17 protein-coding genes are annotated in these 23,036 nt (G+C 36.2%); all 17 read left to right on the top strand.

Features of this window, described 5'->3' with window-relative positions:
• The first annotated feature begins 127 nt into the window (after nucleotides 1–127).
• Entirely contained in the window at nucleotides 128–676 is a 549-nt protein-coding gene (locus CF599_RS13295) for a YqiA/YcfP family alpha/beta fold hydrolase (protein ID WP_121966503.1), read from the top strand.
• 450 nt (nucleotides 677–1,126) lie between these two features.
• Nucleotides 1,127–1,813 carry a prolyl oligopeptidase family serine peptidase gene (locus CF599_RS13290; RefSeq protein ID WP_121966502.1) on the top strand — a complete coding sequence of 229 codons (687 nt, stop codon included), beginning with the start codon at nucleotides 1,127–1,129 and terminating at the stop codon, nucleotides 1,811–1,813.
• A 531-nt stretch (nucleotides 1,814–2,344) separates the two neighbouring features.
• On the top strand, nucleotides 2,345–3,373 hold the full coding sequence (locus CF599_RS13285) for an RNase H family protein (RefSeq protein WP_121966501.1): 1,029 nt from the start codon (nucleotides 2,345–2,347) through the stop codon (nucleotides 3,371–3,373).
• A gap of 936 nt (nucleotides 3,374–4,309) precedes the next feature.
• The gene (locus CF599_RS13280; protein WP_121966500.1) at nucleotides 4,310–5,146 is read left to right on the top strand and encodes an AraC family transcriptional regulator; all 837 of its coding nucleotides are present in this window, start codon (nucleotides 4,310–4,312) and stop codon (nucleotides 5,144–5,146) included.
• 66 nt (nucleotides 5,147–5,212) lie between these two features.
• Complete coding sequence (gene rclC, locus CF599_RS13275; protein WP_121966499.1) at nucleotides 5,213–5,812, top strand: reactive chlorine resistance membrane protein RclC; 600 nt, start codon at nucleotides 5,213–5,215, stop codon at nucleotides 5,810–5,812.
• 364 nt (nucleotides 5,813–6,176) lie between these two features.
• Nucleotides 6,177–7,037 carry a DNA damage-inducible protein D gene (gene dinD, locus CF599_RS13270; protein ID WP_121966498.1) on the top strand — a complete coding sequence of 287 codons (861 nt, stop codon included), beginning with the start codon at nucleotides 6,177–6,179 and terminating at the stop codon, nucleotides 7,035–7,037.
• A 191-nt stretch (nucleotides 7,038–7,228) separates the two neighbouring features.
• A complete protein-coding gene (locus CF599_RS13265) occupies nucleotides 7,229–7,801 on the top strand; it encodes a Crp/Fnr family transcriptional regulator (protein ID WP_121966497.1) in 573 nt (190 codons plus the stop codon).
• Nucleotides 7,802–7,871: 70 nt separating this feature from the next.
• Nucleotides 7,872–8,849 carry a zinc-binding dehydrogenase gene (locus CF599_RS13260; protein ID WP_121966496.1) on the top strand — a complete coding sequence of 326 codons (978 nt, stop codon included), beginning with the start codon at nucleotides 7,872–7,874 and terminating at the stop codon, nucleotides 8,847–8,849.
• Between the two features lie 156 nt (nucleotides 8,850–9,005).
• Nucleotides 9,006–9,401: a four helix bundle protein gene (locus tag CF599_RS13255; RefSeq protein WP_121966495.1), complete on the top strand. Its 396-nt coding sequence runs from the start codon at nucleotides 9,006–9,008 to the stop codon at nucleotides 9,399–9,401.
• Between the two features lie 60 nt (nucleotides 9,402–9,461).
• On the top strand, nucleotides 9,462–9,851 hold the full coding sequence (locus CF599_RS13250) for a virulence RhuM family protein (protein WP_254050310.1): 390 nt from the start codon (nucleotides 9,462–9,464) through the stop codon (nucleotides 9,849–9,851).
• Nucleotides 9,852–9,943: 92 nt separating this feature from the next.
• On the top strand, nucleotides 9,944–10,636 hold the full coding sequence (locus CF599_RS13245) for an HAD family hydrolase (RefSeq protein WP_121966519.1): 693 nt from the start codon (nucleotides 9,944–9,946) through the stop codon (nucleotides 10,634–10,636).
• 149 nt (nucleotides 10,637–10,785) lie between these two features.
• Nucleotides 10,786–14,157 (top strand): carboxypeptidase-like regulatory domain-containing protein, encoded by a 3,372-nt coding sequence (locus CF599_RS13240; RefSeq protein WP_121966494.1) that lies wholly within the window; start codon nucleotides 10,786–10,788, stop codon nucleotides 14,155–14,157.
• A gap of 101 nt (nucleotides 14,158–14,258) precedes the next feature.
• Nucleotides 14,259–16,193 (top strand): DUF262 domain-containing protein, encoded by a 1,935-nt coding sequence (locus CF599_RS13235; protein WP_121966493.1) that lies wholly within the window; start codon nucleotides 14,259–14,261, stop codon nucleotides 16,191–16,193.
• Nucleotides 16,194–16,535: 342 nt separating this feature from the next.
• Complete coding sequence (locus CF599_RS13230; RefSeq protein WP_121966492.1) at nucleotides 16,536–17,648, top strand: Ig-like domain-containing protein; 1,113 nt, start codon at nucleotides 16,536–16,538, stop codon at nucleotides 17,646–17,648.
• 244 nt (nucleotides 17,649–17,892) lie between these two features.
• Complete coding sequence (locus CF599_RS13225) at nucleotides 17,893–18,813, top strand: hypothetical protein (RefSeq protein ID WP_121966491.1); 921 nt, start codon at nucleotides 17,893–17,895, stop codon at nucleotides 18,811–18,813.
• Between the two features lie 147 nt (nucleotides 18,814–18,960).
• Nucleotides 18,961–19,218 carry a helix-turn-helix domain-containing protein gene (locus CF599_RS13220; RefSeq protein ID WP_121966490.1) on the top strand — a complete coding sequence of 86 codons (258 nt, stop codon included), beginning with the start codon at nucleotides 18,961–18,963 and terminating at the stop codon, nucleotides 19,216–19,218.
• 411 nt (nucleotides 19,219–19,629) lie between these two features.
• Nucleotides 19,630–22,623, top strand: coding sequence for a VWA domain-containing protein (locus CF599_RS13215; RefSeq protein WP_121966489.1), 2,994 nt, complete (start codon nucleotides 19,630–19,632; stop codon nucleotides 22,621–22,623).
• Nucleotides 22,624–23,036 lie beyond the last annotated feature (413 nt).

Below are 23,036 nucleotides of genomic sequence, written 5' to 3'. Positions count from 1 at the left end.
GAGAAATATTCTAATTATAGCAGGTTTTAAAATGTTTTTTACAAAAAAAGCTTGTAAATGCAAGAGATAACAGTACATTTAGCCTCAGAGAGCACACAGATGTGCTATTGTTTTTATTTAACTTATTATGAAAGAATACTTTTTAATATACATACACGGATATGGTTCTAATAGAGAATCTCGTAAGTTTAAAGATATAAAGGAAGTTATGCCTAATGTACCTGGGACTATTTTTGAATGGGATGAGGATACTAACTTTAGTTTTTTATTAGAGACTGCTTTAAGTCATACTGCAGAGATGCAAGATGTCATTATAGTAGGTGATTCTACAGGAGCCAACTTTGCGTACCAATTAAAAGAGATGAGAAAAGAAGCAGGACTTAATACAGTATTAGTACTGACAAGTCCATTATTAGACTATAGTAAGCGTCTTAATACAGATCTAGTATTCTCTGAGAACCTTCAGAATAGCTTAATCAAGATCGACAACGTAGAAGATGCTCTTGTGATCTTAGCTAAAGAAGATGAAGTATTAGACTTTAGCGAGTTTAATGTTAGACATAATGCTAAAGGTAGTGATGTAATCTATGTAGAAGACACACATCGCCTAGAGAACTTCACTTCGTATGTTGGCTATATTATCGGCTACATCGTCAGTAAGAATTTTCAAGAATAATATATAGAAGCAACCTAAGGGTTGCTTTTTTTGTGTAGACTAACTAATGAATAAAAAAACCTCTTTTAACGCGCTATGTAAAAGAGGTTAGGTAATAAGTCAAATTTTATTAATAATCTGTATTTCTTTTAATTTATTTAAACAGGTGATAAATAGTGTTTTAATATTGTCTATTAACAAAAATAATTAAATATATTCTAATATATAGTTTCCTGTAAAGTTCTATCTATAATTGTTCTTTGTTATGTGAAACTTTGTGTATTATCGGCTGAGTTGTTTGATTATTGATGTTATGGAGTACTCTATATGTAATTTTTGTTAAAAACTTAGTGTGTTGGTAATGAGTTTGTAAATGAATAAAAACTTCTTTTTTAAGAAGGAAGTCGTGGATGTGAGGGATTATTTCTTTTGTATTTACGACAATACGCCTATATTTACCATTAAAAACCTATGAAATTTATTACTGCATTAATCTGTCTAATCTCAATGACAGCCTTCGCTCAGCCCAAAGCTATTCTAGACAAAACAACATATCAGTTTTGGTTAAACGAACCGAAGACAGTGGAGGACAAAAATCCATTAATTATCTTTTTGCATGGAAGAAGTTTATCGGGAACTAATATTGACAGAGTTAAGCGATATGGTGCATTAAAAGGAGTAGAAAAGGGACTTGATATCCCTGCTTATCTAGTTGCACCACAGTTGCCATCAGGTCCTTGGAATGCAGATAAAGTAGATGAGATAGTCAGCTATATGATCGCTAATTATAACATAGATGAGAGTCGTATCTACGTGACGGGGATGAGTTTAGGAGGATACGGAACGATGAAGTATGCAGGTAAGTATCCACATCGTATAGCAGCAGCTATCGCTATCTGTGGTGGGGGAGAAGAGAGAGATGCCTGTGCGGTAACGAATATCCCGATCAAGTTAATTCACGGTGATAAAGACTTTATCGTGCCTCTTAAAGAATCTAAAAAGATAATGAACGCTATCCAAAGCTGTGATAAGAAAGCTCCTGTAGAACTACAAGTAGTCAAAGGAGGAACCCACGGTAGTGTAGAAGATCTATACAGACATATGGAACTGTATAATTGGCTGCTTCAGTACACTAAACCAACAGCTAGTAACGAGTAAATATATAGAAACCACTGAGTAACTTCTCAGTGGTTTTTTTGTGTAGGAAGAGTTTTGAGAATAAAACAATGTGCAAATCTTGCATATTGCTAATTCAAATAAAGTAGTTAATTATCGTGGTTTTGGAGTTGTTGTATCAGTATTACACAGAAGCTAAAAAAGAAGGAATCTAAAGAAAATCGGAATTTCTGATTTTTCTCTTGTTACTAGATACAAGATGATTAAAGGGAGGCGCCTTTCGGCTAGGAAGGCAACTACGTTAGGAAGTCGCTGCGCTAGGTTTTACTTTATCACTTCTTAAAGAACATACAGTAACCACAGTATATATGACTCCCTGCTGAAGGCAAACAACAAAATCACGACATCACAGGGCCAAGCGTTAAAAAAGTGTCCTGTGGACAATTTTAGCGATGGAGCCAGCCGGCGCGCGAGGGAAAATCACACCATCACAAAAAAACAAATAACACCAATTCATCAGAACTTCTTATCTTTAAAAACGCAAAATAGCCTAACTGCTAAAACGCAATAAAGATGAAATACAAGATAGACCTATATACCCGAGTAAAGATAGACACGTCTAGCGATGCTAAAGCGTATGCGAATATGCTGTGTATCGGTGATCAATGCAAATCATTTGGAGAGGGGTATATAGAGAATTCACAGACTCGTATTTCCCTAATGGCGATCGTAAATGGCTTAGAGCAAATCAAAGAAGGTTCTGAGGTAACTATTTATACAACATCGAAGTATGTGCTGAATACGTACGAAAAAGGATGGGTGACTAAGTGGATGTATAACGACTGGCTAAAAGGCGATGGAGAACCACCATTGAATATTGACCTATGGAAGCGATTTGCTGTCCAAATGAAAAGACATCAACTTACCTTTCACCACGTAACTAATTATAAGAAATACCCGCAGTTAGTAGAGTGTCGTGAGATAGGAGCGGGTATTCTACTCCAACCTCAGTTGCAAATAGATGAGGTCTATAGATCATATCTAGAGGAACTTCACTATAACTTACACGATCTAATAGATGAACATCGAGTTGCAGAGATAGAAGTGGTACTAGATACTATAGTTGAGCCTATAGAGGAGGTAGTTGATAAACCTATCTATGATGCACTTGAGCCTACGAATCAAGAGCTCAATACTGTAGCAGAACCTGAAGAGGTAGTAATCTATGAACCTACCTACGAAGCACTAGATGATATAGACGAAGAGGTAGAAGAACACGAAGATGAGGAGGAAGAAAGTCAGAGCCACAGCCGCCCTGTCACCTTTACTAGAATGCCTAGTGATATCAAACTACTGGTGACTATCCGCGATCATCTAAATGACTACTTTGAGAATCACCCTATGGTAAACGAATTGCGCTCTATAGAGCTATATAACGTAATACATAAAAATAAGACCTTAAAGGAACGTTTTATCTATCCAGTACTCCTTAACCGCTTCTTGCGCAAACAACACCAAGAAGGGGTGTTAAAACAGATAATTCCCAACTGTAAGATTGATACCTATAACACAGAATTATATCAGTGGTGTTTTTACAGATAAACGAATATAAACCGGAGCAATGCTCCGGTTTTTTTGTGTTTGATCGATCTTGTATAATTACCTCTCATCTATATGTCTATCTCATATTTCGGGTTTTATCACTATGTTTTGTTTCTGTCTCATTTTAGTCTCCTCTTAGTCATGTTCCCGGGAGATGCCCTAGAACGGACTTTCCGGGAACAAATTGGGAACAACACAGAGATTCTAGACGAGTGAATAGACTTCTATCCTTTGCTGTTACTAGGATTAACTATAAAAGAGGTAACTCCGTTTTACTCCTATTTACTCCTATTTACTCCTATTTACTCCTATTTACTCCGTTTTTTGCCCTAGTTGATAAAGTGCATGGATGTAAGCGATACTTTTGGCAGTATAGGTTACTCTAGAAGGAGAAGACTTTGCATAACGCAAGTTTGTAACACATTTACACAGAGATTTATACTTTGTATTTGATGAAATGTAACAGTAAAAGATAAACTCAAAAGTTAAGATACTTTTACTAAACAAGTTAATGAGGAAACTTTCTATTGAGTAAAGTTTTGTTCGGATTATGGTTGGGTGTTTTTTTGATGTTGTTCGGAAAACAGGCCCTCCTTCCGAACAAACACTGGACTTAACCAAACCCGTACCGAACAAATCATAAAACACATATTGTAATTGGTTGATTTTGTTTCTGTTGTGTGTTTTTTAAAAGCCCATTTTAGGAATTTAAAGGAAATAAATGGAACTAAGAGGTCATTTAGAGACATTTGGGATAAAGATAGGAATATTACTCCTAATAGAGGAAGTTATGGGAAGGTGGAAGAAAAATAAATATAAAGAGGTTGTAGTTTTGTGATAAACGTATGTAGACTTACTCGAAAAAGAGGATAGTTTACGGAAAACCGTTTAGAGAGAGCATAAAGAAAGTATATTTGAAAACAAAACAATTCAGTTATGAAACAATTGATTAAAGTAACCCAATTTACAAAGGAGGAGGAGGTTCCTTCTCTTCATTCGCCTTTCTATTATGCTATTCTTTTTGAAGGAGAGGCAACGTTTACTTTAGACTTTCATACCTACACTTGTTCAGGAAAAAATATCCTTTTTTTGTCTCCCTATCAAATTTTGAAATGGAATACACTGCATATTGAAGAGATGTATTATCTGCAGTTTCACGGTGATTTTTATTGCATAGAATACCATAAAGAGGAGGTCGCTTGCAATGGTATCTTGTTTAACGCTCCTTTTGAAATTCCTTTTGTGGTATTGCAGGATAAGGTGTATGATGAATTAGTGCAATATTGTAGTAAAATCAGTTTGCTAGACCAAGCAGAAACGAGTTATGATATCTCACTAGTTAAGACCTATTTGCAATTGATTTTAGCCTTAAGTAGCAAAGAGAAACAAATAAGTAATGCTAGTCAGAAAGTAAAGATGACTGCTATAGGGGAGGTGGCAAACTTTAAAGAATTGTTAGAAGAATATATTGTGCATTATAAATCAGTGTCTTTCTATGCTGATAAATACAATCTGTCAACGGATGTCTTTAGTAAAAAAGTAAAGAAATACTTTGGAAAAACGCCTACACAGCTAATCCAAGAGCGCTTAGTGCTAGAGGCTAAAAAGCAACTGCACCTTACACATAAAAGCATAAAAGAAGTGGCAAGTGAGTTGGGTTTTTCGGATGAGTTTTACTTCAGTCGCTATTTTAAAAAGGAAGTAGGGGTTTCGCCTAAAGTATTTCGAGAGCAGGTAGGTATCTCTATTGTAGCAAAAAAGTCTATGGAATAGCGGGAATTGTCTATGTTTTGTTGTGTATGGGTACAGTAGTTTTATGCTTTTATAAAACAATATACAATGAAACAGATTTTAGAATTTTTCAGCCAGTTACAAGTTAAAGCAATTCATCTGATACGCCTTAGTATCTTTATAGTTATGTTGTGGATAGGAGGGTTAAAGGCCTTTCAGTATGAGGCAGATGGAATAGTGCCTTTTGTTATAAACAGTCCCTTTATGAGTTTCTTTTACCACAATGCGGATCAAAAGACAATAGATGCAAACGGAAAAGAAGTGGCAGCCTATACCCAATATAAAAATCCTGAGGGCAAAACAGTTCAAAAGAACATTGATTGGCACACTGCTAATGGTACGTACTTGTTTTCTTACGCTCTAGGGGTGGTTATCATAACGATAGGGGTATTTGTTCTATTGGGTATTTGGTTTCCCAAAATAGGCTTTATAGGAGGGATTCTGACTGTGGGAATGTCTATTGTGACCTTAACTTTTTTAATTACAACCCCGGAAGTATATGTTCCCAATCTTGGAGGAGATTTCCCAACACCCAACTATGGTTTTCCTTACCTATCTGGAGCAGGACGCTTAGTACTTAAAGATGTCATTATGTTAGCTGCGGGATTAGTCATTGCTAGTGATAGTGCCCGTAGGATATTAAAGTAATGATGGTTCTATAGTTAGATGTATTAAGGAAATAAAATAATCAAGTAGTTAGTTCTACTCTCTAGTAGAATTATGAGAATAAGTATAAAAGGTCTACTCAGATATGAGTAGGCTTTTGGTTTTATAGATAACTACAAAGTCAGAAAACATCGCTGAGTGAATAGGATTAGAATGACCTCGTCTTTTAGGTTGAGGTTATTTTATCCTAATTCAGATAATTGCGGAATAAGTTATTGAGTTAGATCAAAAAAATGTAACTTACAGCAAGATAGCGAGAAGAAAAAGAGACTATGGTATCTAATCGCTCTTAGGGAAGCTATTGTTAACGTATTAAAGATAATTTATTGAAAAAATAATTTTAGTTATGGGAAGTGATATGCAAAGTATAAACGAGAGCTTGTTTGAGCAAATCAAACGCATTGACGAGAATGGCAATGAATATTGGAGTGCGCGCGATTTAGCAAAAATACTGGAGTATTCTGAGTATCGACATTTTCTTCCTGTGGTAGTAAGAGCTAAGACAGCCTGTGAAAATAGCGGACAAAATATAGTAGATCATTTCGAGGATATCCTCGATATGATAGCAATTGGTAAAACAGCTCATCGCGAGGTAGATAGTGTGAGAATGTCTCGTTATGCTTGTTACCTTGTGGTTCAAAATGCGGATCCATCCAAAGAGATAGTAGCACAAGGGCAAACGTATTTTGCAGTCCAAACACGTATACAAGAAATACGCCAGATGGATGAATATGCTAATTTGTCAACTGAAGACGAGCGACGCTTGTTTTTGAGAAATGAATTAGCAAAACACAATACCCAACTTGCCGCTGCAGCAAAAGATGCGGGAGTGATTAGGCCGTTAGATTATGCTATTTTTCAAAACCACGGTTATAAAGGCTTATACGGAGGCTTAGATGCTAAGAGTATTCATCATAAAAAAGGATTAAGTAAGAGCCAGCAGATATTAGACCATATGGGAAGCACAGAATTAGCAGCCAACTTATTCCGAGCGACACAGACTGAGGATAAACTGCGCAGAGAGAATATCCAAGGCAAAGCAAAAGCGAATGAAACACATTATGAAGTAGGTGCTAAGGTGCGTCAGACAATCGAAGAATTAGGGGGGATGATGCCCGAAGATTTGCCTACGGTAGATAGTGTAAAGAAGATAGAGAAACAACAAACTAAAATATTAAATAAAAAGAAGGATAATGATGGCGAATAAGGAGAGAGTACATCTTCTTTATAAAACGAGATATACTTTCTGTTTCTTAGAGCGAGTTAAATAGAATTACTTGCAATCAGCAAAGGGTATATTGCTCCCTTGGAGAATTAAATGAAAATTACAGAGAGTAAGATTAGAGTAAATCCCCTACCTTAGTCTCTTAAAAACACAAGTCATAAACACAAAACCCGATGTTCGAACAAGTAGATAGAGATTCTTTAATCAGTCAGGAGTTTATCAATACCTATAAGCCTTATTTTAGAAAGGAAACTTATGCTGCTAAAACAGTGTTGTTAGAAGAGGGTGATGTGGCTAATAAGGTGTTTTGGGTAGAGAAAGGCTGTATGCGTGCTTGGATTAATAAAGATGGACAAGAGGTTACGTTTCAGTTCTTCTTAGAGAACAGTATGGTGTCGTCTATAGAGAGTTTATGGAAGGGAGTACCGAGTAGGTTTACCTTAGATACAATAGAGACTACTGAGGTTTGGGTAGCGGATAAGAGTGATATAAAGCCCTTGTTAGAAGAGGCTTTAGTAGAGAGAGAATACAGAGATTTGTTTATCGATGTGATCTTCCAACGTACTTTTGACTATGTCGCTCACAGTCTGTCTTTTGTGAATGCTACGCCTGAGCAGCGTTATTTAAAGCTGTATGAGACACGCCCTGAACTTATCAGACGTATTCCTCAGCATTACATTGCTTCTTATTTAGGTATCTCTAAGGTTCACTTGAGCCGTATTAAAAGTAGACTACTCAAGTCTTGATTTGATAACAAATGTTATCGTTATAGCTACCTGTCTTACAATACTTTTATCTCTATAAATAGAATGAGATATGAAAGCAGTTATTGTCAAAGAAAAAGGGGCAACACCCGTATTTACATCCGACTTTAAACAAGTGGAAGTCGGTTCATCACAAGAAATTTTAATGAAAGTTAAAGCTGTATCTATTAAGAATCTAGATAGGGCTATCGCTAGTGGTATGCATTACTCTGTGAGTAGTAAGCTCTTTTCACCTTTTGTCATTGGTACAGATGGGGTAGGCGAGCTAGCAGATGGACGTTTAGCGTATGGCTTCGGACTTCACGGAATGTTAGGTGAGTACGCTGTGGTCAACAAAGCACAAGTAGTCGCTCTACCTAAAGGAATGGACTTGGCTATGGCATCAGCACTTCCGAATGCCTTAATGGGATCAGTAATCGCTATGTTATTAAGAGGTAAATTACAGCAAGGGGATGTCGTGTTAATCAATGGCGCAACCGGAGTCACAGGGCAAGTAGCAGTACAGATGGCTAAATATTATGGTGCAAGTAAAGTAATCGCTACTGGTCGAAATACTGATGCTTTAGCTTATTTAAAAGAGCTCGGAGCTGATGAGACTATAGTGCTTAGTCAAGAGAAAGATAGCTTAACACAAGCGTTTAATCAGATACATCAAGCCACGTCTATAGATGTGGTGATAGATTATCTATGGGGAGAGAGTGCATCGTGTATCTTAACAGCACTTAAGGGCAAAGGGAAGTATCAACATAGAACTCGTTTTGTCAATGTAGGGGCGATGTCAGGAGATATGATGGAACTGTCTTCTTCTATCTTAAGAGGTACAGATATTATGTTATTAGGCTCTGGAATAGGTAGCTGGACAGATGAGGAGGTGATGCGCTTCTTTAAAGAATTACTACCGGAGGCATTTGACCTTGCGACAAAGGGTGGGTTGCATATAGATACAGTAAGTTATAATTGGCAACAGATTAGTGAAGTTTGGGATAAACAGCTATCTAGTGGACAGCGATTAGTGATTATGACAGAGTAATTCTTAGTTGAAGATATATAAAAGCCCATCGTTTGATGGGCTTTTCTTGTTGATTGTAGGGTGGTTATATAATATTCAGTTTACAATTTGTTCATATTTAAAAGGATGTTTTGGTGTTGTTCTTGAGATGATATAGGTGAATTAAAACTATTCATTATGATACAAAGAAAAGCATACCAAGATTTAGAAGTTTGGAAAGAGGCAATGAATTTAGCAACTAGTATTTATAGAAATGTTATGATAGATCAGGATTCAAATCATTTTGATTTGTTTACTAGTATTAGGGAGCGTGCTCTACAGATTCCTATTAACATACAACTCTATTATTGCGTAGAGGATTTTGAAGCTCAGGTTGATAATTTTGAAGCTGCTAACAGTGGATGTGCTGTTTTAGACTGTTATTTTCTGCTTTGTAGAAACTTAGAAGCTTTACCAAGTGAAACAATAGAGATGTTACTAGAGAATACAGATCGAGTCCATAATTCATTAAATGAAATCAGACTAGCAAATGAGAGAGTATGGCAAGAAATACTTAGTGGTGATTTTGATTAAACCTAGAATAAGTGATAATTCTGGAATTATCAAGAGACGATATGGGCTTCTCAGAAAGCGTTGAGTGAGATATTTGGTGTTGATAGAAGTGTAATCACTAAGCATATTGCTAATGTGTTTAAAGACGGTGAATTAGAAGAGAATTCAGTATGTGCAAAAATTGCACATACTGCTTCGGATGGTAAGAATTACAAGACTAATTTCTACAATTTAGATATGATATTATCTGTAGGATATCGGGTTAACTCTGTACAAGTAACACAGTTTAGAAAGTGGGCGAATGGTGTATTAAAAGAGTACTTGATTAAGGGGTTTACCTTAGATGATGAGCGATTAAAGCAAGGGAAACAGCTGTTTGGTAAATACCGCACAGTACAAGATTATAAGTATATATCTGACTTTGACCGTTTCGTAGAAGAGACAAGGTTGTCTTACGGTATAGCGAAATAAAGAGTGCATATCCAAAATAAATTATTAAAGACAAATGTCTTTTTAAAGCTGTATATTGACCATTATATTTGACTACACAATAAATAGAAATGATGAGTAAAAACATAAAAATAATCGCATTTGATGCTGATGATACCCTGTGGAATAACGAGATATATTACCAAGAGACGGAGCAAGCATTCTGTGTGTTGTTAAAAGATTATCTGTCAGCGGAGCAGGTATCTAAGGTCTTGTTTGAGACAGAGATGAGAAACCTTGATCGCTATGGATTTGGAGCGAAGAGCTTTTTACTAAGTATGCTAGAGACAGGTACTCAGATCACAGGTAATCGTATGGATGATGTGTTAGTGCGCAATATATTAGCTTTAGGACATGACTTAATAGATAAACCAATCACGCTATTAGACGGAGTGGAAGAAACACTAGCACAACTAAACGGCAAGTATAAATTAGTTTTAGCGACTAAAGGGGACCTATTAGATCAAGAGCGCAAGTTGAGTAACTCTAGCTTATCACAGTATTTTAGCCACGTGGAGGTGATGAGTGATAAGCAGATGGCAGATTATGCTAAGCTATTGTTTAAGTTGTCATCTACTCCTAAGGAGTTCTTAATGGTGGGTAACTCTGTAAAGTCAGATATTATACCTGTGTTAGAGTTAGGAGGATCGGCATTACACATACCGTTTCACGTGACGTGGGCACACGAAGTAGTAGAAACAGAACTTCCTTATCCTAAATTTAGAAAAATAGAAAACATAAAAGAAGTAGTCGACTATCTAAACTAAGAATATAGATAGTATTCACTCTTAGTTATATAAGTCCATCTAATGTTAGATGGGCTTTTTTTGTGGAGTATAACAATAATATGTGATTATTGCGTTATTATCGTTTAATATGTGTTAAATTTAATGAATATATAAATAATACGCTCGATATGAAAAAGATTATTTGCTTATTTATGTTGCTATGCTGTAGCTTGACAGTACTAGCAGGGACTAGGACTATAAGAGGAATAGTTAAGGAAAGTGGTATAGAATTGCCAGGTGCTTTAGTTACAGAAAAAGGAACTACTAATAGAGTCCAAACAGACCTTGATGGGAAGTTTACCATTACTGTTAGTGATGCAAAGAATACTTCTATTGTCGTTTCTTTTATAGGAATGAAAGACAAGGAAGTGAAAATAGAGAAGAATAAAGATTATTACAACGTTACTTTAGAAGCCTCTACTGATCAACTAGATGAAGTGGTTGTTATCAGTTACTCAGATGAGAGATCTTCTAGGAGAGAGAGTAGAAATAATAATAAAGATGCTTCTGCGAAGTTTAGCAGTTATTCTCCTAGTCCCTCTGCTATGCTTGATATAAGTTATGATGCTGCAGAAGTCGCTGATAGAAGTGGGAATATGAAAATAGCAAGGGGAGATAGAGCAAAACAAAAAAATGAAGGCTCTACTGAAACTTGGAAAAAATCGACACTTAAAGACAACTCTATGCGCTTAGAGATAGGGGATAATGAGTTCCTACCATTAGAAGACGCTCAGATAGCGATGCAGATAGATGGTAACCGCATTAGAGTACTGATAGATGCGTACTTTTATAATACTAAAGGGAGTGGCTTAGAAGGAACGTTTAAGCTGAAACTACCTGTGGATGCGTCACCTTATTACTTCGCTTTCGGAGGAACAACAGTCTTCGATCGAGATAAACAAGGCAAAGACGTTACTCCAGTAGCTAAGTTACACGATTACTCAAAAGACAACTTCGACTTGTCTAACATAGGACTTCAAAAAAGAGAAGACCAGAAGTCTACTAAACAAGCTAAAATAACAGAGAAACAAACTGCTGCGGATGCTTACTTCACTACGATAAACAGAAAAGTAGATCCTGCGCTTATGGAGTGGTCAGGAGCAGATATGTTTAGCTGTAGAGTATTCCCATTACAGATGAATCAACTTCACCATATCGTAGTTGGTTATGATGTAGATATGATCGAGGGGGTTGACTTTAGAGAGTTTGTACTTAGTTTACCTCAGGCGAAGAGTAAGGTGCGCCTAGATGTAGCAGTGGCAGATGATAGTCAGTATGTAATCACACCGTCTAAAGATGCTATCGTAGAGAAAAGTAATAATAAACAATACTTAACCTACTTTAACCCTAGTGAGAAAGAGGTAAAAGTGAAGCTAAACAATGCCTCGGCTATAGCGCTTGTTCAGAGTAATGAGGGAGAGAGTTATGTAGCGGGTACAATGCGTATTAACTTGCCTCGTGAGATAGACAACACCATAGCTAAAGATGCCGTGTTTATGTTAGATACTTCACTGAGTTCTAATCCTACGTTATTTGGGATATGGGTAAACTTAGTTAATGAGATACTTACACAGAATGAAGGCGTTATAGAGCGTTTTGCAGTAGTTAATTTCAATTTAGGTACTAAGTGGTATCAAGAGCAATTTATCAGTAATACAGCTAAGAATAGACAAGATTTATTAAGCTATATGAATAACCTCTCTTTAGAGGGAGCCACAGACTTGGGAAGAGCTTTAAAAGAAGCTTCTGCACCAAAGTGGTTAGCACAAAACAAGCATAAGAGTATCTTCTTATTAAGTGATGGAGATTTAAATTGGGGAGTAAGTTCTCGTGATTTATTGATTAATATGATTTATAAGGGAGATAAGATCTATACGTATAAAACGGGAATGTCGGGTACTAATACAGAGCTATTAGACTACTTGAGTGGGTATACAGGAGCGAGTTCTTTTACAGCTAATAGCGAGGCTCAGATGTTAGAGAGTGCGAAGGCATTTAGATATAAAACGTGGAAGGTAGAGAGCGTGTCAAGTGAATCAGCTAAGGATATCTTATTAGCAGGAGGAGTTACACAGTTATACGATGGGCAAATCATCCAACTAGCAGCAAGAGGTACACTAGATAAGCCTATTCAGATTAAAGCAAGTTCAGGTGCGGCAGGTACTAAAATATTTGAGTTTAAACCAGAGAAGAAAGTTACTTCAGACTTAGCGTCTCGTATGTACGGTAAGATCGCATTGACTCAGTTAGATTTGATTGGCGAGCAGCTGAAGACCGCTATTGTAGATTACTCTATTTACTACAGTGTAGTGAGTAACTTTACTTCGTTCTTGATGTTAGAGTCACAGGCTGATTATGACAGATATAAGGTGAAGAGCTTTGATACAGCAGAGAAGTTTGTGAAGGAGTTTACTGTAACAGAACTATTAAAAGAGTTTATTTCTATTGATCCATTGACTGCGAAGAAAGCATTTGAGAATTGGATTACAATGTTGAGAAAACAAAGTATCTTAGAGAGTAATGATGATATTTTAGATAACTATATCAAAGAAATGAAAGACCAAGACTTTACTATTAACCCTACTTCTAATGTGTTTAAAGTATGGGAAAAGAAAAGTCAAACGAAAGAGGAAATAGACTTACTAGCAAGTGAGGAGATGACTTTCGATGCGCTACAAGTATTAGCAGCTAAGCGTGCCAAGACACAGTCAGAGGCAGATGCGCTGAAGTTAATGAGTTCGATTATCGAGAAGAACGGTAGTGATGTAAGTGTATTGCGAGATTTGCTTACCCATACGCTGAATATGCAGAGTGGTTATGACAGTTATTATTTGGGACAAAAGATATTAGATACTCGTGTTTACGATAGATTAGTATACTTTAATATGGCACGTGCCTTAGAAGATAACAATCCTAAACTAGCAGCAGTGTTCTACTATATCAGCGCTTCTAAACAGTTTAAAACGGATAATTACGGTAGTATAAGAGCGATAAACGGATTATTTGCCAATGCATTCTTAGAAAAACAAAACAAGAATAAAGAGTCTTGGTCTGTCAAAGAGAAGATGTTTATGCAACAGCTCGAGGCAACAGCTAAGAAAGACTATGCTTCTTACTATGGGGCTAATTATAACAGTGATTTAGTTGTGCTTACATATTGGAATATAGATAGTACAGACTTAGATCTTCATATAAAAGAACCATCTAATGAAGAGTGTAATTATAGCAATAAAACAACCAAACTAGGGGGTAAACTATCTGTGGATGTAACTAGAGGTTTCGGACCAGAGATGTACATTATGCCAAAAGCGAAAGAAGGAAAGTACGAGATATCGCTGAACTATTTTGCAGAGAGTGGTATGAGAACCAAGTCAGCAGCTAAGGCGTACATCGAGGTATATAAATACTTCGGTACTCCTAAACAGGAAGTAATCAGAAAGACTATTATCCTAAAAGAACGCAAGAGTAAAGAGGTCGTAGAGACTGTAATATTTAAGTAATAAATGAAAAGAACTACTGATTAGGTAGCTCTTTTTAGTAAAACTAATTAGCCCGTCTACTTGATATTACCTACTTTTGCTCTCCTTAAGTTAGCCCATCTATGAACATTATCACTTTCGAAGAAGTATTTAAAGGTAAAGTATTTCGTATTCCTGATTATCAGCGAGGTTACTCGTGGACTAAGAAGGAGTTGGAAGAGTTGTGGGGAGATCTGAACAATACCCATCACAACCGCAATGCTTTTCACTTCACAGGTATTCTGACTGTTACTGACTTTAGTAACTTTGATATCGAGTGTATACGCAGAGAGGGTTTTAGGATTAGAGCAGGGAAGTTACTAATAGGCGAGAATAGCTATGATGGTTTTAATATCGTCGATGGTCAGCAGCGACTAACTACGATTCTTATCTTGCTGTCAGAGTTAGTGATGGCATTAGAAGATAGCCCCTTAAAACAGCAGCTCACTGCCCAATACTTTAAGGTAAGTGAAGCAGATAGCTACCGTTATATTTTCGGTTATCACGTCGATGTGCCTTCGCATAACTACTTGATTCGAGAGATATTTAATGACGCTGAGTATGATGCAGAGGAGACAGAGACGCTATATACACATAACCTGTCTTTTGCTAAGGAATTCTTTAGCGAGCGAATTAAGGCGTTTACACAAGTCGAACTTGCCTTTTGGATAGATAAGCTTACTAAGCATTTATTGTTCTCTATATTGAACTTAAACGAGTCTAAGGAGCGTCCATTGGATGTGTCTATGGTATTTGAAACCCTAAACTTTAGAGGAAAACAATTGTCAAGTCTTGAGCGTCTAAAGAATAGAGTCTTGTATATCGTCTCTAAGCAGTTGACCGTAGCGAGTACTATTGACCGCAGTCGCAAGAAAGTCAATCAGAGTTGGCTAGAGGTGTATAAATGGCTTGGTCGTAATCCTACTCAAGCGATGGATGATGACGCATTCTTAAAGGCTTTTTGGCTATTGTATTTCTCGCATTCTAAGATGGTGAGTACAGACTTTAAGTCTTATCAGAAGCACTTGTTTACCATTGACTTTCAGTTAGAGCAGCAGAGTGATGAGGTTAACTATGCCGAATATAGCGAGCTAACACAGTGGCTAGAGAGTATGCGCAAGGCAGTAGCCCTGTGGTACTTCATTAATAACCCTTATGCTGTGGATAGCGATGAGGACTTCGTCTATATCACGACACCTGCTATACAGAAGTCGTTACTGCGTTTGACTAATTTCCCTAGAGGATACGGTAAGTATATGCTTAATCTAGTATTGGCGGTACTAATGCGTGATTTGCCTGTGAAGGTAGACCACGGACTATCTGAGTTAGAACTAACAGAGAAGCTAAGCAGTGTAGAACGACTACTCTTTGCAATGGAGCGTCATAATATTATGTGCTTTTTATTACAAGGGAATAACTCTACCCTGAATGTGGAAGATACTTATCGTGATATCAACTTCTATTATCAGCGTGGTCGAGCACATAAAAATGAGTATCTGCTCAATATGCTGATGGATACCCGTGTAGAACACTTCCGTTGGAAAGAAGTGATTCGCCATATTCACAAGGGAAGTAGATTTAAGACTTGGGCAGGACTAGACTATTTTCTAAAAACTATAGAAGAGGGCAAAGGTGGGCTCCTAGAGCAGACTGAGCCGAAGGTGTACTTAGTCTATCCTGAGTATGATGAGTATGAAGTCAGAAATATGTACAAGGATATTAACGCGATGCAAAAGGTCAACAGAGACCGTTACAGCTACTCGATAGGGAATATGTTCTTAGCGTATAATCGCTATGAGTCTAACTCTTTTGAACGCGTAAAGCATAAGATACAGAATGCCATCAAGCACGAGTACCGCCTAAGCAAACTAGAACTTGATTTGCTAGAATACACTGCGTGGACCAAAGAAAGTATTGAGACAAGAGGACGCCTGATGATGGAAGCGTTTATTGAACATTGGGAACTACCGATGATACAAGACACAGAGATGAAGAAGTTGTTATTAGATGAGGTTTAGATTAATATGGTTTACAGTTGTCAGTTAGCAGTGTACAGTTTTAAATTCGCGTTTAAAAGCCTATTATTCTTGTAAATGATAAATGTGTAGACGCAATGCCTTATGTATTAATGGTTAACAGTTGTCGGTTAACAGTGTACAGTTTTAAATTCGGGTTTAAAAGCCTATTATTCTTATAAATGATAAATGTAGAGACGCAATACCTTATGTATTAATGGTTAACAGTTGTCGGTTAACAGTGTGCAGTTTTAAATTCGGGTTTAAAAGCCTATTATTCTTATAAACTAGTTATGTTAATATTGTTTTCTGCGTAGATTTGCTGTAAATTTTATTTATAAACATATGAAACTTAAATTAACTTTATTAATGATTTGTTCATTTCTTTTAATGAACTGTTCTTCTTCTGATGATAACAATTCAAAAACAGATACAGAAATAAATGTAAAATTTATAACTCAGGATAAATTTGTTGTTATTGGAGAACAAGTAAATCTATTAAAAGAGTTAGAATTAAAAAATGTAAACCCTAAAGATATTGAGTGGAACAGTAGTAACACAGAAATTGCATCAGTGGAAAATGGAATGTTAATAGGGAAGATAAATTCTAGAGTTGTAATTGTTGCTAAAGTTAAAGGTTTAGATAAAAGAGCTACTTTAAATGTAAGGGTAGGATTGACTCAGCTTTACTTCTTAGCATCACAAGAAGGAATGGACTTAGAACAAACGAAAACAAGAGATTTAAAATCATTACTAAAAGCAGATAATCTAAATTTAAATGATCTTGTATGGACAAGCCACGATACCAATATCGCTACTGTGCAAAATGGTGTTGTGACTGCTTTAACCTCAGGAAAAGTAAATATAAAAGTAGAAGTAAAAAATAAACCAGAGTATACTTCAGAAATTACTTTAGAGATAAAGAAATTTGGACTAAAGGAATTACATTTTGTTGTAGGTCTACCTAAGGATGAATTGGCAGTAGGACAAGATGCAAAGTATACTTTAAGCACAGGAGAAGAATATGTACCATTAACTAATTTAGTATGGAAAAGTTCTGATGAAAAAATTGCAAAGGTTTCTAATGAGGGAGTTATTACAGGAGTATCTATAGGAAAAGTTAGAATTACCGTTACTGCATTAAACGGTGTTACTGCATATATAGACGAAGAAATCATTTCTAATATTCCAAGTTACCTTTATATCAGCAAACCTTCTATAGAGCAATCTGTCCAATTAAAAGAAGGCAAAGTTTATACATTGCAGTTAACAACGAAGCCTAGATTTTTAAACAAAACCTTATTTAATTTTGTCTCTTCAGATACTACTTTGGCTACTGTTGATGAAAGAGGAATAGTCGTAGGAGCAAAAGGTAAGAGAGGAAATGTTAGAATTACAGTAACAAGTAAAGACAATCCTTCGATTAAAGATTATATAGATTTTATCTTGGTTGATTAAGTTATAATATATAAGGTTCTTATCTAGTTTGACTAGTAATAAGTCAAACTAAAAACAAAAAGCTGTTGTCTCAGATAATAGCTTTTTTGTTTTTTAAAACGATCTGAAGTCATGTAATTGGGGATGTTTTAAATATAATATATCATAATTGTAGTATACATTTTATATAACAAAAACACCAAATTATATAAGTAATATGTCGCTAGGTTCAAGTATTTTTGCGTTATAAAAATAACGAATTACAATGAACACATCACATAAACCAAGTATATACCACTATCTATTAGCTTTTGTATTTATTCTTTTGATGGTTGTAGTGGCTACTTATTTTCAAGATCCGGAGATAGTACTCCCTGAAGTAGCAGCACTAACAGTAGGATTATGGATATTCCAAGAGAAGGCTTGGTTAAGACAGCCCGATAAGATATTTATCTTACCCTCACTGACTGCCTTTATGGGCTTTGGACTAAATATGTTAGCACTGCCTTATATCGTTAAGATCGTATTGGTTCTAGTCTTGATGCTTTTAGTGATGAGAGTAGTGAACTACAGTTTACCACCCGCATTAGCTACAGGATTTCTTCCTATAGTGACTAATGCGCATGCGTGGTCATTTATCTATGCTATTTTAGCGACTACTTTTGTATTAATGCTAGTAGTATACTTGTTGAAACTAAATAAAGGAATAGACCCTAAAGGCAAGGTAAACACAAGGATGATGTATCCTTATGCCCTAATAAGTTTAGCTTGGATAGTGATTGCTTATTACACAGGTAATGAGCAGATGGCTGTTATCCCGCCTATCGCTGTAGTGCTATATGAATCATTAAATATGAAGATGTATTCTCTTAAAATAGCCATCAAGCAAGTCGCTATTCTAACACTTGCTATAAGTATAGGTGTACTACTATATCAGTTTATTGAGCATTGGCTAGTCTTAGCTTCGCTATTTATGGTATTGATGTATGGGCTATCGCAACTGTTTAAAATGCGTGTACCGGCGGTATATGCCTTCCCATTCTTGGTCTATGTATTCCCTGCAGAGAAAGTACTTAATCTTCCTATCGCTACATTTGTTGTGGCTACTTTTTCTTTTGGAGCAGTCTATGTGTATAGAGCTTATGTACAACCTAGATTAGTTGTAGAAAATAAGGTTAATGGATGATAGTTTACAGTTTACAGTAATCAGTTTTAAATTTGCGTTTAAAAGATTATCATTCTTATGAAGTGATAAGTTGAATCGTTTTTTATGTATAATATATTATTCATATTGAATATTTTTGGTATATTTGAATAATATAATATTCAATATATGTTTGATGTACTTACTATAAAAGAGGTTAAGAGCACTATCGGAGGATGGTGTAAACAACTGCGTAAAGAATCTAATATGTCACAGCAGGAACTTGCCAATGAGCTAGCGATGTCACGTATTACGATATCAAATCTAGAGAATGGAGACAACTGTACCTTAGATACACTTTTAAAAGTATTACAATACTATGATCAGATGCAAGGACTGTATCAATTCATTAATCAAAAAGCAGAAATAACAGACTCATTGTATTGATTATGGCAAAGAATCAGATTATTAGTGTAAACATCATAGTAATGTCTGAATTAGGTTTTATAAGATTTAAAGATAATTCCCAATAGATTTAGTTTTACTAGCATAATATTATCACCCCAAACTATGTCATCTCGACGATAGGAGAGACCCCACTCGTAACTCCACGCAGTACCAAAGTTGATATCACATAATAGTTAACTGTTTTAAACTTGCGTTTAAGGAAATATCATTCTTATTAATGATAATTGAAATGTTCTTTTATACCGTAATTATCGCTACGCAATAGTCTCCCGACTTTGCGTCATTAAGATAAAGTACCACTCACTATTATAATCTAATTAACAGCTATTTATACGATTAATCAACTTAGAACGTTATCATAAGAATTACTTTTATGTAAATTCTTATGCTATGAGAAAGATACTATTATACACTGTACTCGCAGGAGTGTTATTGACTTCGTGTGGTCAAAAGAGAGAGGCAGAAGATCGCCTTGATATGTCTACAGCAGAGACCACTGCTGATGTATCAGAGGAGTCAACTGATACAGAGACTTGGAAGAAATCCTCTATCGATGAGAATGCGATGCGTATACAAGTTGGTGATGAAGACTTCTTACCTCTAGAGGATGCGCAAGTAGCCGTACAGGTAGATGGAAGCCGCGTACGTGTGTTGATAGACGCATACTTCTATAACGATAAAGGCAACGGACTAGAGGGAACCTTTAAACTTAAGTTGCCTGCTGATGCTGTACCTTACTATTTCGCTTTTGGTGAAGCAACTATGCTTGACAGTGATAGAGGTAGAAGATCAGCGAAAGACATTGACTCAGCGACGTTGTTTAATTATAATACAGACAATTTTGATTTGTCTTATGAGACACTACCTACTCGTAGAGATCAGCATAATACTCGTGAAGCAAAGATAGTAGAGAAGGAGACTGCCTCTGAGGCTTACTATGGTACTAGAGTCAGAAAGGTAGACCCTGCACTGATGGAGTGGTCAGGAGCAGATATGTTTAACTGCCGCATATACCCATTACAACAAGATAGACTTCACCACGTCGTAGTTGGTTACGATATTAGTATGGTAGAGGCTACTACTTTTCGTGAGTTTGGACTACAGTTGCCTGTGGTGAATAACCAGATGCGTGTTGACTTAGCACTTGCTAATGACAAGTTATACACAATCTCTGATCGTGATAAAGCGACGATAGCGCACAAGAATAATAAACAATATCTAACTTATCATAACCCTAGTATTAAAGCTATAAATATTAAGCTTAATACCATAGAACCTATTGCTTTAGTACAGAAAGATAACGAAGGAGAGTATATCGCAGGTACGATGCGTGTATCACTACCTAAAGTAGAGAACACAGATATTGCCCCTGATGTAGTCTTTATGTTAGATACCTCTCTAAGTTCTAATCCACAGCTTTTCGGCATATGGGTTAACCTGATGACAGAGGTATTAGAGAAGAATGAAGATGTGATAAAGCGTTTCTCAGTGCTTAATTTTAATATAGGAACCACGTGGTATAAAGAAGAATATACAACGAATACGAAAGCAAATAGAGCTGCGTTAAAGACTTATCTTGACAACTTAGCGCTTGAGGGAGCTACAGATTTAGGACGTGCTTTAAAAGAAGCTTCTACACCTCGATGGCTAGCGGCTACTTCTACTCCTAAGAATATCTTACTGCTAAGTGATGGTGATCTAAATTGGGGGAATGAGTCTAAGGATGCTCTACTGAGTAATATCAAATCAGGCGATCGTGTCTATACTTTTAAGACAGGAATAGCAGGAGCGAATAGTGAGGTGTTAAATTACCTGAGTAATAAAACAGGAGGTAGTAACTTCACAGCGAACAGCGGTGCGCAGTTAGTAGAAAGTGCAAAAGCATTGCGCTATAAGACTTGGAACATAAATAGTATATCAGGTGCTTCTGTTAGTGATATCTTGATAGAAGGTGGTGTGACAGACTTGTACGATGGACAAATATTACAGTTCGGTGCTCGTGGTGATATGAGTAATCCGATAGTGATTAAAGCTTCTTCAGGCAAGAGTATGGCTACTATAGAGTTTAAGCCTTCTTATAGAGTGTCTTCTGACCTAGCATCTCGTATCTATGGTAAGATAGCTGTAGGTAACCTTGATCAAATAGGCGATGCGTTAAAGTCAGCGGTGGTTAATTATTCGATCAACTTTAGAATAGTGAGTAACTATACTTCATTCTTGATGTTAGAAACCCCACGTGATTATGAGAACTATGGGATTAACAAAGGAAGTAAAGCGAAAGACTTCGTACGTGACTTTACGGTTAGCGAACTAAGGAAAGAGTTCTTACACGCTAATCCTTTTGATGCGAAGAAGTTATTTGAGAATTGGATTGCTACTTTGCAAAAACAGAACATATTAGGCAAAGATGACGATATGCTGAAGAGTTATCTAGAATCTATGACTAATGAAGACTTTATAATCAAACCTAAAGACCAAAAGTATAAGGTGTGGTCTAAGAAGCAACAGACTTCTGCTGAAGGCGATGCGTTAAGTGATGCAGATGTGACTTTTGATGTATTATATGAGTTAGCAAATTTAAGAACGCATAATAAGATGGATGCTGATGCCTTAAAGCTATTGAGTTCTATCGTAGAGAAGAATGGTGGAGATACTGATGTACTTAGAGATTTGTTGACCTATACGATGAATATAGGATATGGATATGACGCTTATTACCTAGGTCAGAAAGTATTAAAGACACGTGAGCAAGACCGATTAATTTACTTTAATATGGCTAGAGCATTAGAGCAGACTAACCCTAAGTTGGCATTAATCTTCTATTACATCGGAACTTCTAATGGGTTTAAACGAGGAGATTACGGAAGTATTAAAGCGATTAATGGACTATTTGCCTCTAATTTTATTAAACAACTAGAAACAAAGAATTCAAATCAGTCGATAAAAGACAAGATGTTCGTCAAACAACTTAAAACACAAGTAAATGATGATTATATATACGAATTCAAAGGAGAGATAGAGAATGATCTTGTTGCGTTGGTATATTGGAACGTGGAGAGTACAGATCTTGACTTACACGTCTTAGAATCGAATAGAGAAGAATGCTCTTACCGCAATAGAAATACTAAGCAAGGTGGACATATCTCTCTAGATGTAAGACAAGGGTATGGACCTGAGATGTACGTGTTACCTAAAGCGAAGTCAGGGAAATATGAGATCGCAATTAACTACTTCGCACAGAATGACGTCAAGACTAGATCAGTTGCTAAAGCCTATGTTGAGGTATATAAATACTTCGGTACAAGTAAACAACAAGTCACTAAAAAGACCATTATCCTAAAAGAACGCAAAGAAAAAGAGATAGTAGAAACAATCAAATTTTAAATAGTATAGTATTCAAAGCCACCTTAACTGAGGTGGCTTTTTTGTTTACAGTAATCGGTTAACGGTTGACAGTTTTTAACTTGTGTTTAAAAGATTATTATTCTTATTAATGATAAATGAAATGTTCTTTTATACCGTAATTATCGCTACGCAATAGTCTCCCGACTTTGCGTCATCATATTATCACCCCATTCCTCTTGCGAAGCGCTTAGTTGTCGCGGATTTGAAATCCGTGACGAGTACTCAACACACAATGGTTTGTGTCAGTGTTTTGTGCCTTGTCGAGACACAGTATGTATTATTAAAATATCGTTGATATTTTTTGTGGATGTATGTAATACATCCCTACGATTGTGTGCCGACAGGACGTGATATAGGCTATGTTAAGATAATTACTCTTACGAAGTGATAAT

Origin of the sequence: Myroides sp. N17-2 (assembly GCF_002286775.1) — a bacterium.
In the GTDB taxonomy this organism is placed as follows: Bacteria; Bacteroidota; Bacteroidia; order Flavobacteriales; family Flavobacteriaceae; genus Flavobacterium.
This window is presented reverse-complemented; position numbering and strand designations above follow the sequence as displayed.

Bases quoted from the DNA above. Each gene is read 5' to 3' on its own strand.
- CF599_RS13260 (WP_121966496.1), top strand. From the start codon at position 7,872: ATGAAAGCAGTTATTGTCAAAGAAAAAGGGGCAACACCCGTATTTACA.
- CF599_RS13230 (WP_121966492.1), top strand. From the start codon at position 16,536: ATGAAACTTAAATTAACTTTATTAATGATTTGTTCATTTCTTTTAATG.
- CF599_RS13235 (WP_121966493.1), top strand. From the start codon at position 14,259: ATGAACATTATCACTTTCGAAGAAGTATTTAAAGGTAAAGTATTTCGT.
- CF599_RS13265 (WP_121966497.1), top strand. From the start codon at position 7,229: ATGTTCGAACAAGTAGATAGAGATTCTTTAATCAGTCAGGAGTTTATC.
- CF599_RS13290 (WP_121966502.1), top strand. From the start codon at position 1,127: ATGAAATTTATTACTGCATTAATCTGTCTAATCTCAATGACAGCCTTC.
- CF599_RS13215 (WP_121966489.1), top strand. From the start codon at position 19,630: ATGAGAAAGATACTATTATACACTGTACTCGCAGGAGTGTTATTGACT.
- CF599_RS13295 (WP_121966503.1), top strand. From the start codon at position 128: ATGAAAGAATACTTTTTAATATACATACACGGATATGGTTCTAATAGA.
- CF599_RS13285 (WP_121966501.1), top strand. From the start codon at position 2,345: ATGAAATACAAGATAGACCTATATACCCGAGTAAAGATAGACACGTCT.
- CF599_RS13255 (WP_121966495.1), top strand. From the start codon at position 9,006: ATGATACAAAGAAAAGCATACCAAGATTTAGAAGTTTGGAAAGAGGCA.
- CF599_RS13225 (WP_121966491.1), top strand. From the start codon at position 17,893: ATGAACACATCACATAAACCAAGTATATACCACTATCTATTAGCTTTT.
- CF599_RS13240 (WP_121966494.1), top strand. From the start codon at position 10,786: ATGAAAAAGATTATTTGCTTATTTATGTTGCTATGCTGTAGCTTGACA.
- CF599_RS13245 (WP_121966519.1), top strand. From the start codon at position 9,944: ATGAGTAAAAACATAAAAATAATCGCATTTGATGCTGATGATACCCTG.
- CF599_RS13280 (WP_121966500.1), top strand. From the start codon at position 4,310: ATGAAACAATTGATTAAAGTAACCCAATTTACAAAGGAGGAGGAGGTT.
- CF599_RS13220 (WP_121966490.1), top strand. From the start codon at position 18,961: ATGTTTGATGTACTTACTATAAAAGAGGTTAAGAGCACTATCGGAGGA.
- rclC (WP_121966499.1), top strand. From the start codon at position 5,213: ATGAAACAGATTTTAGAATTTTTCAGCCAGTTACAAGTTAAAGCAATT.
- dinD (WP_121966498.1), top strand. From the start codon at position 6,177: ATGGGAAGTGATATGCAAAGTATAAACGAGAGCTTGTTTGAGCAAATC.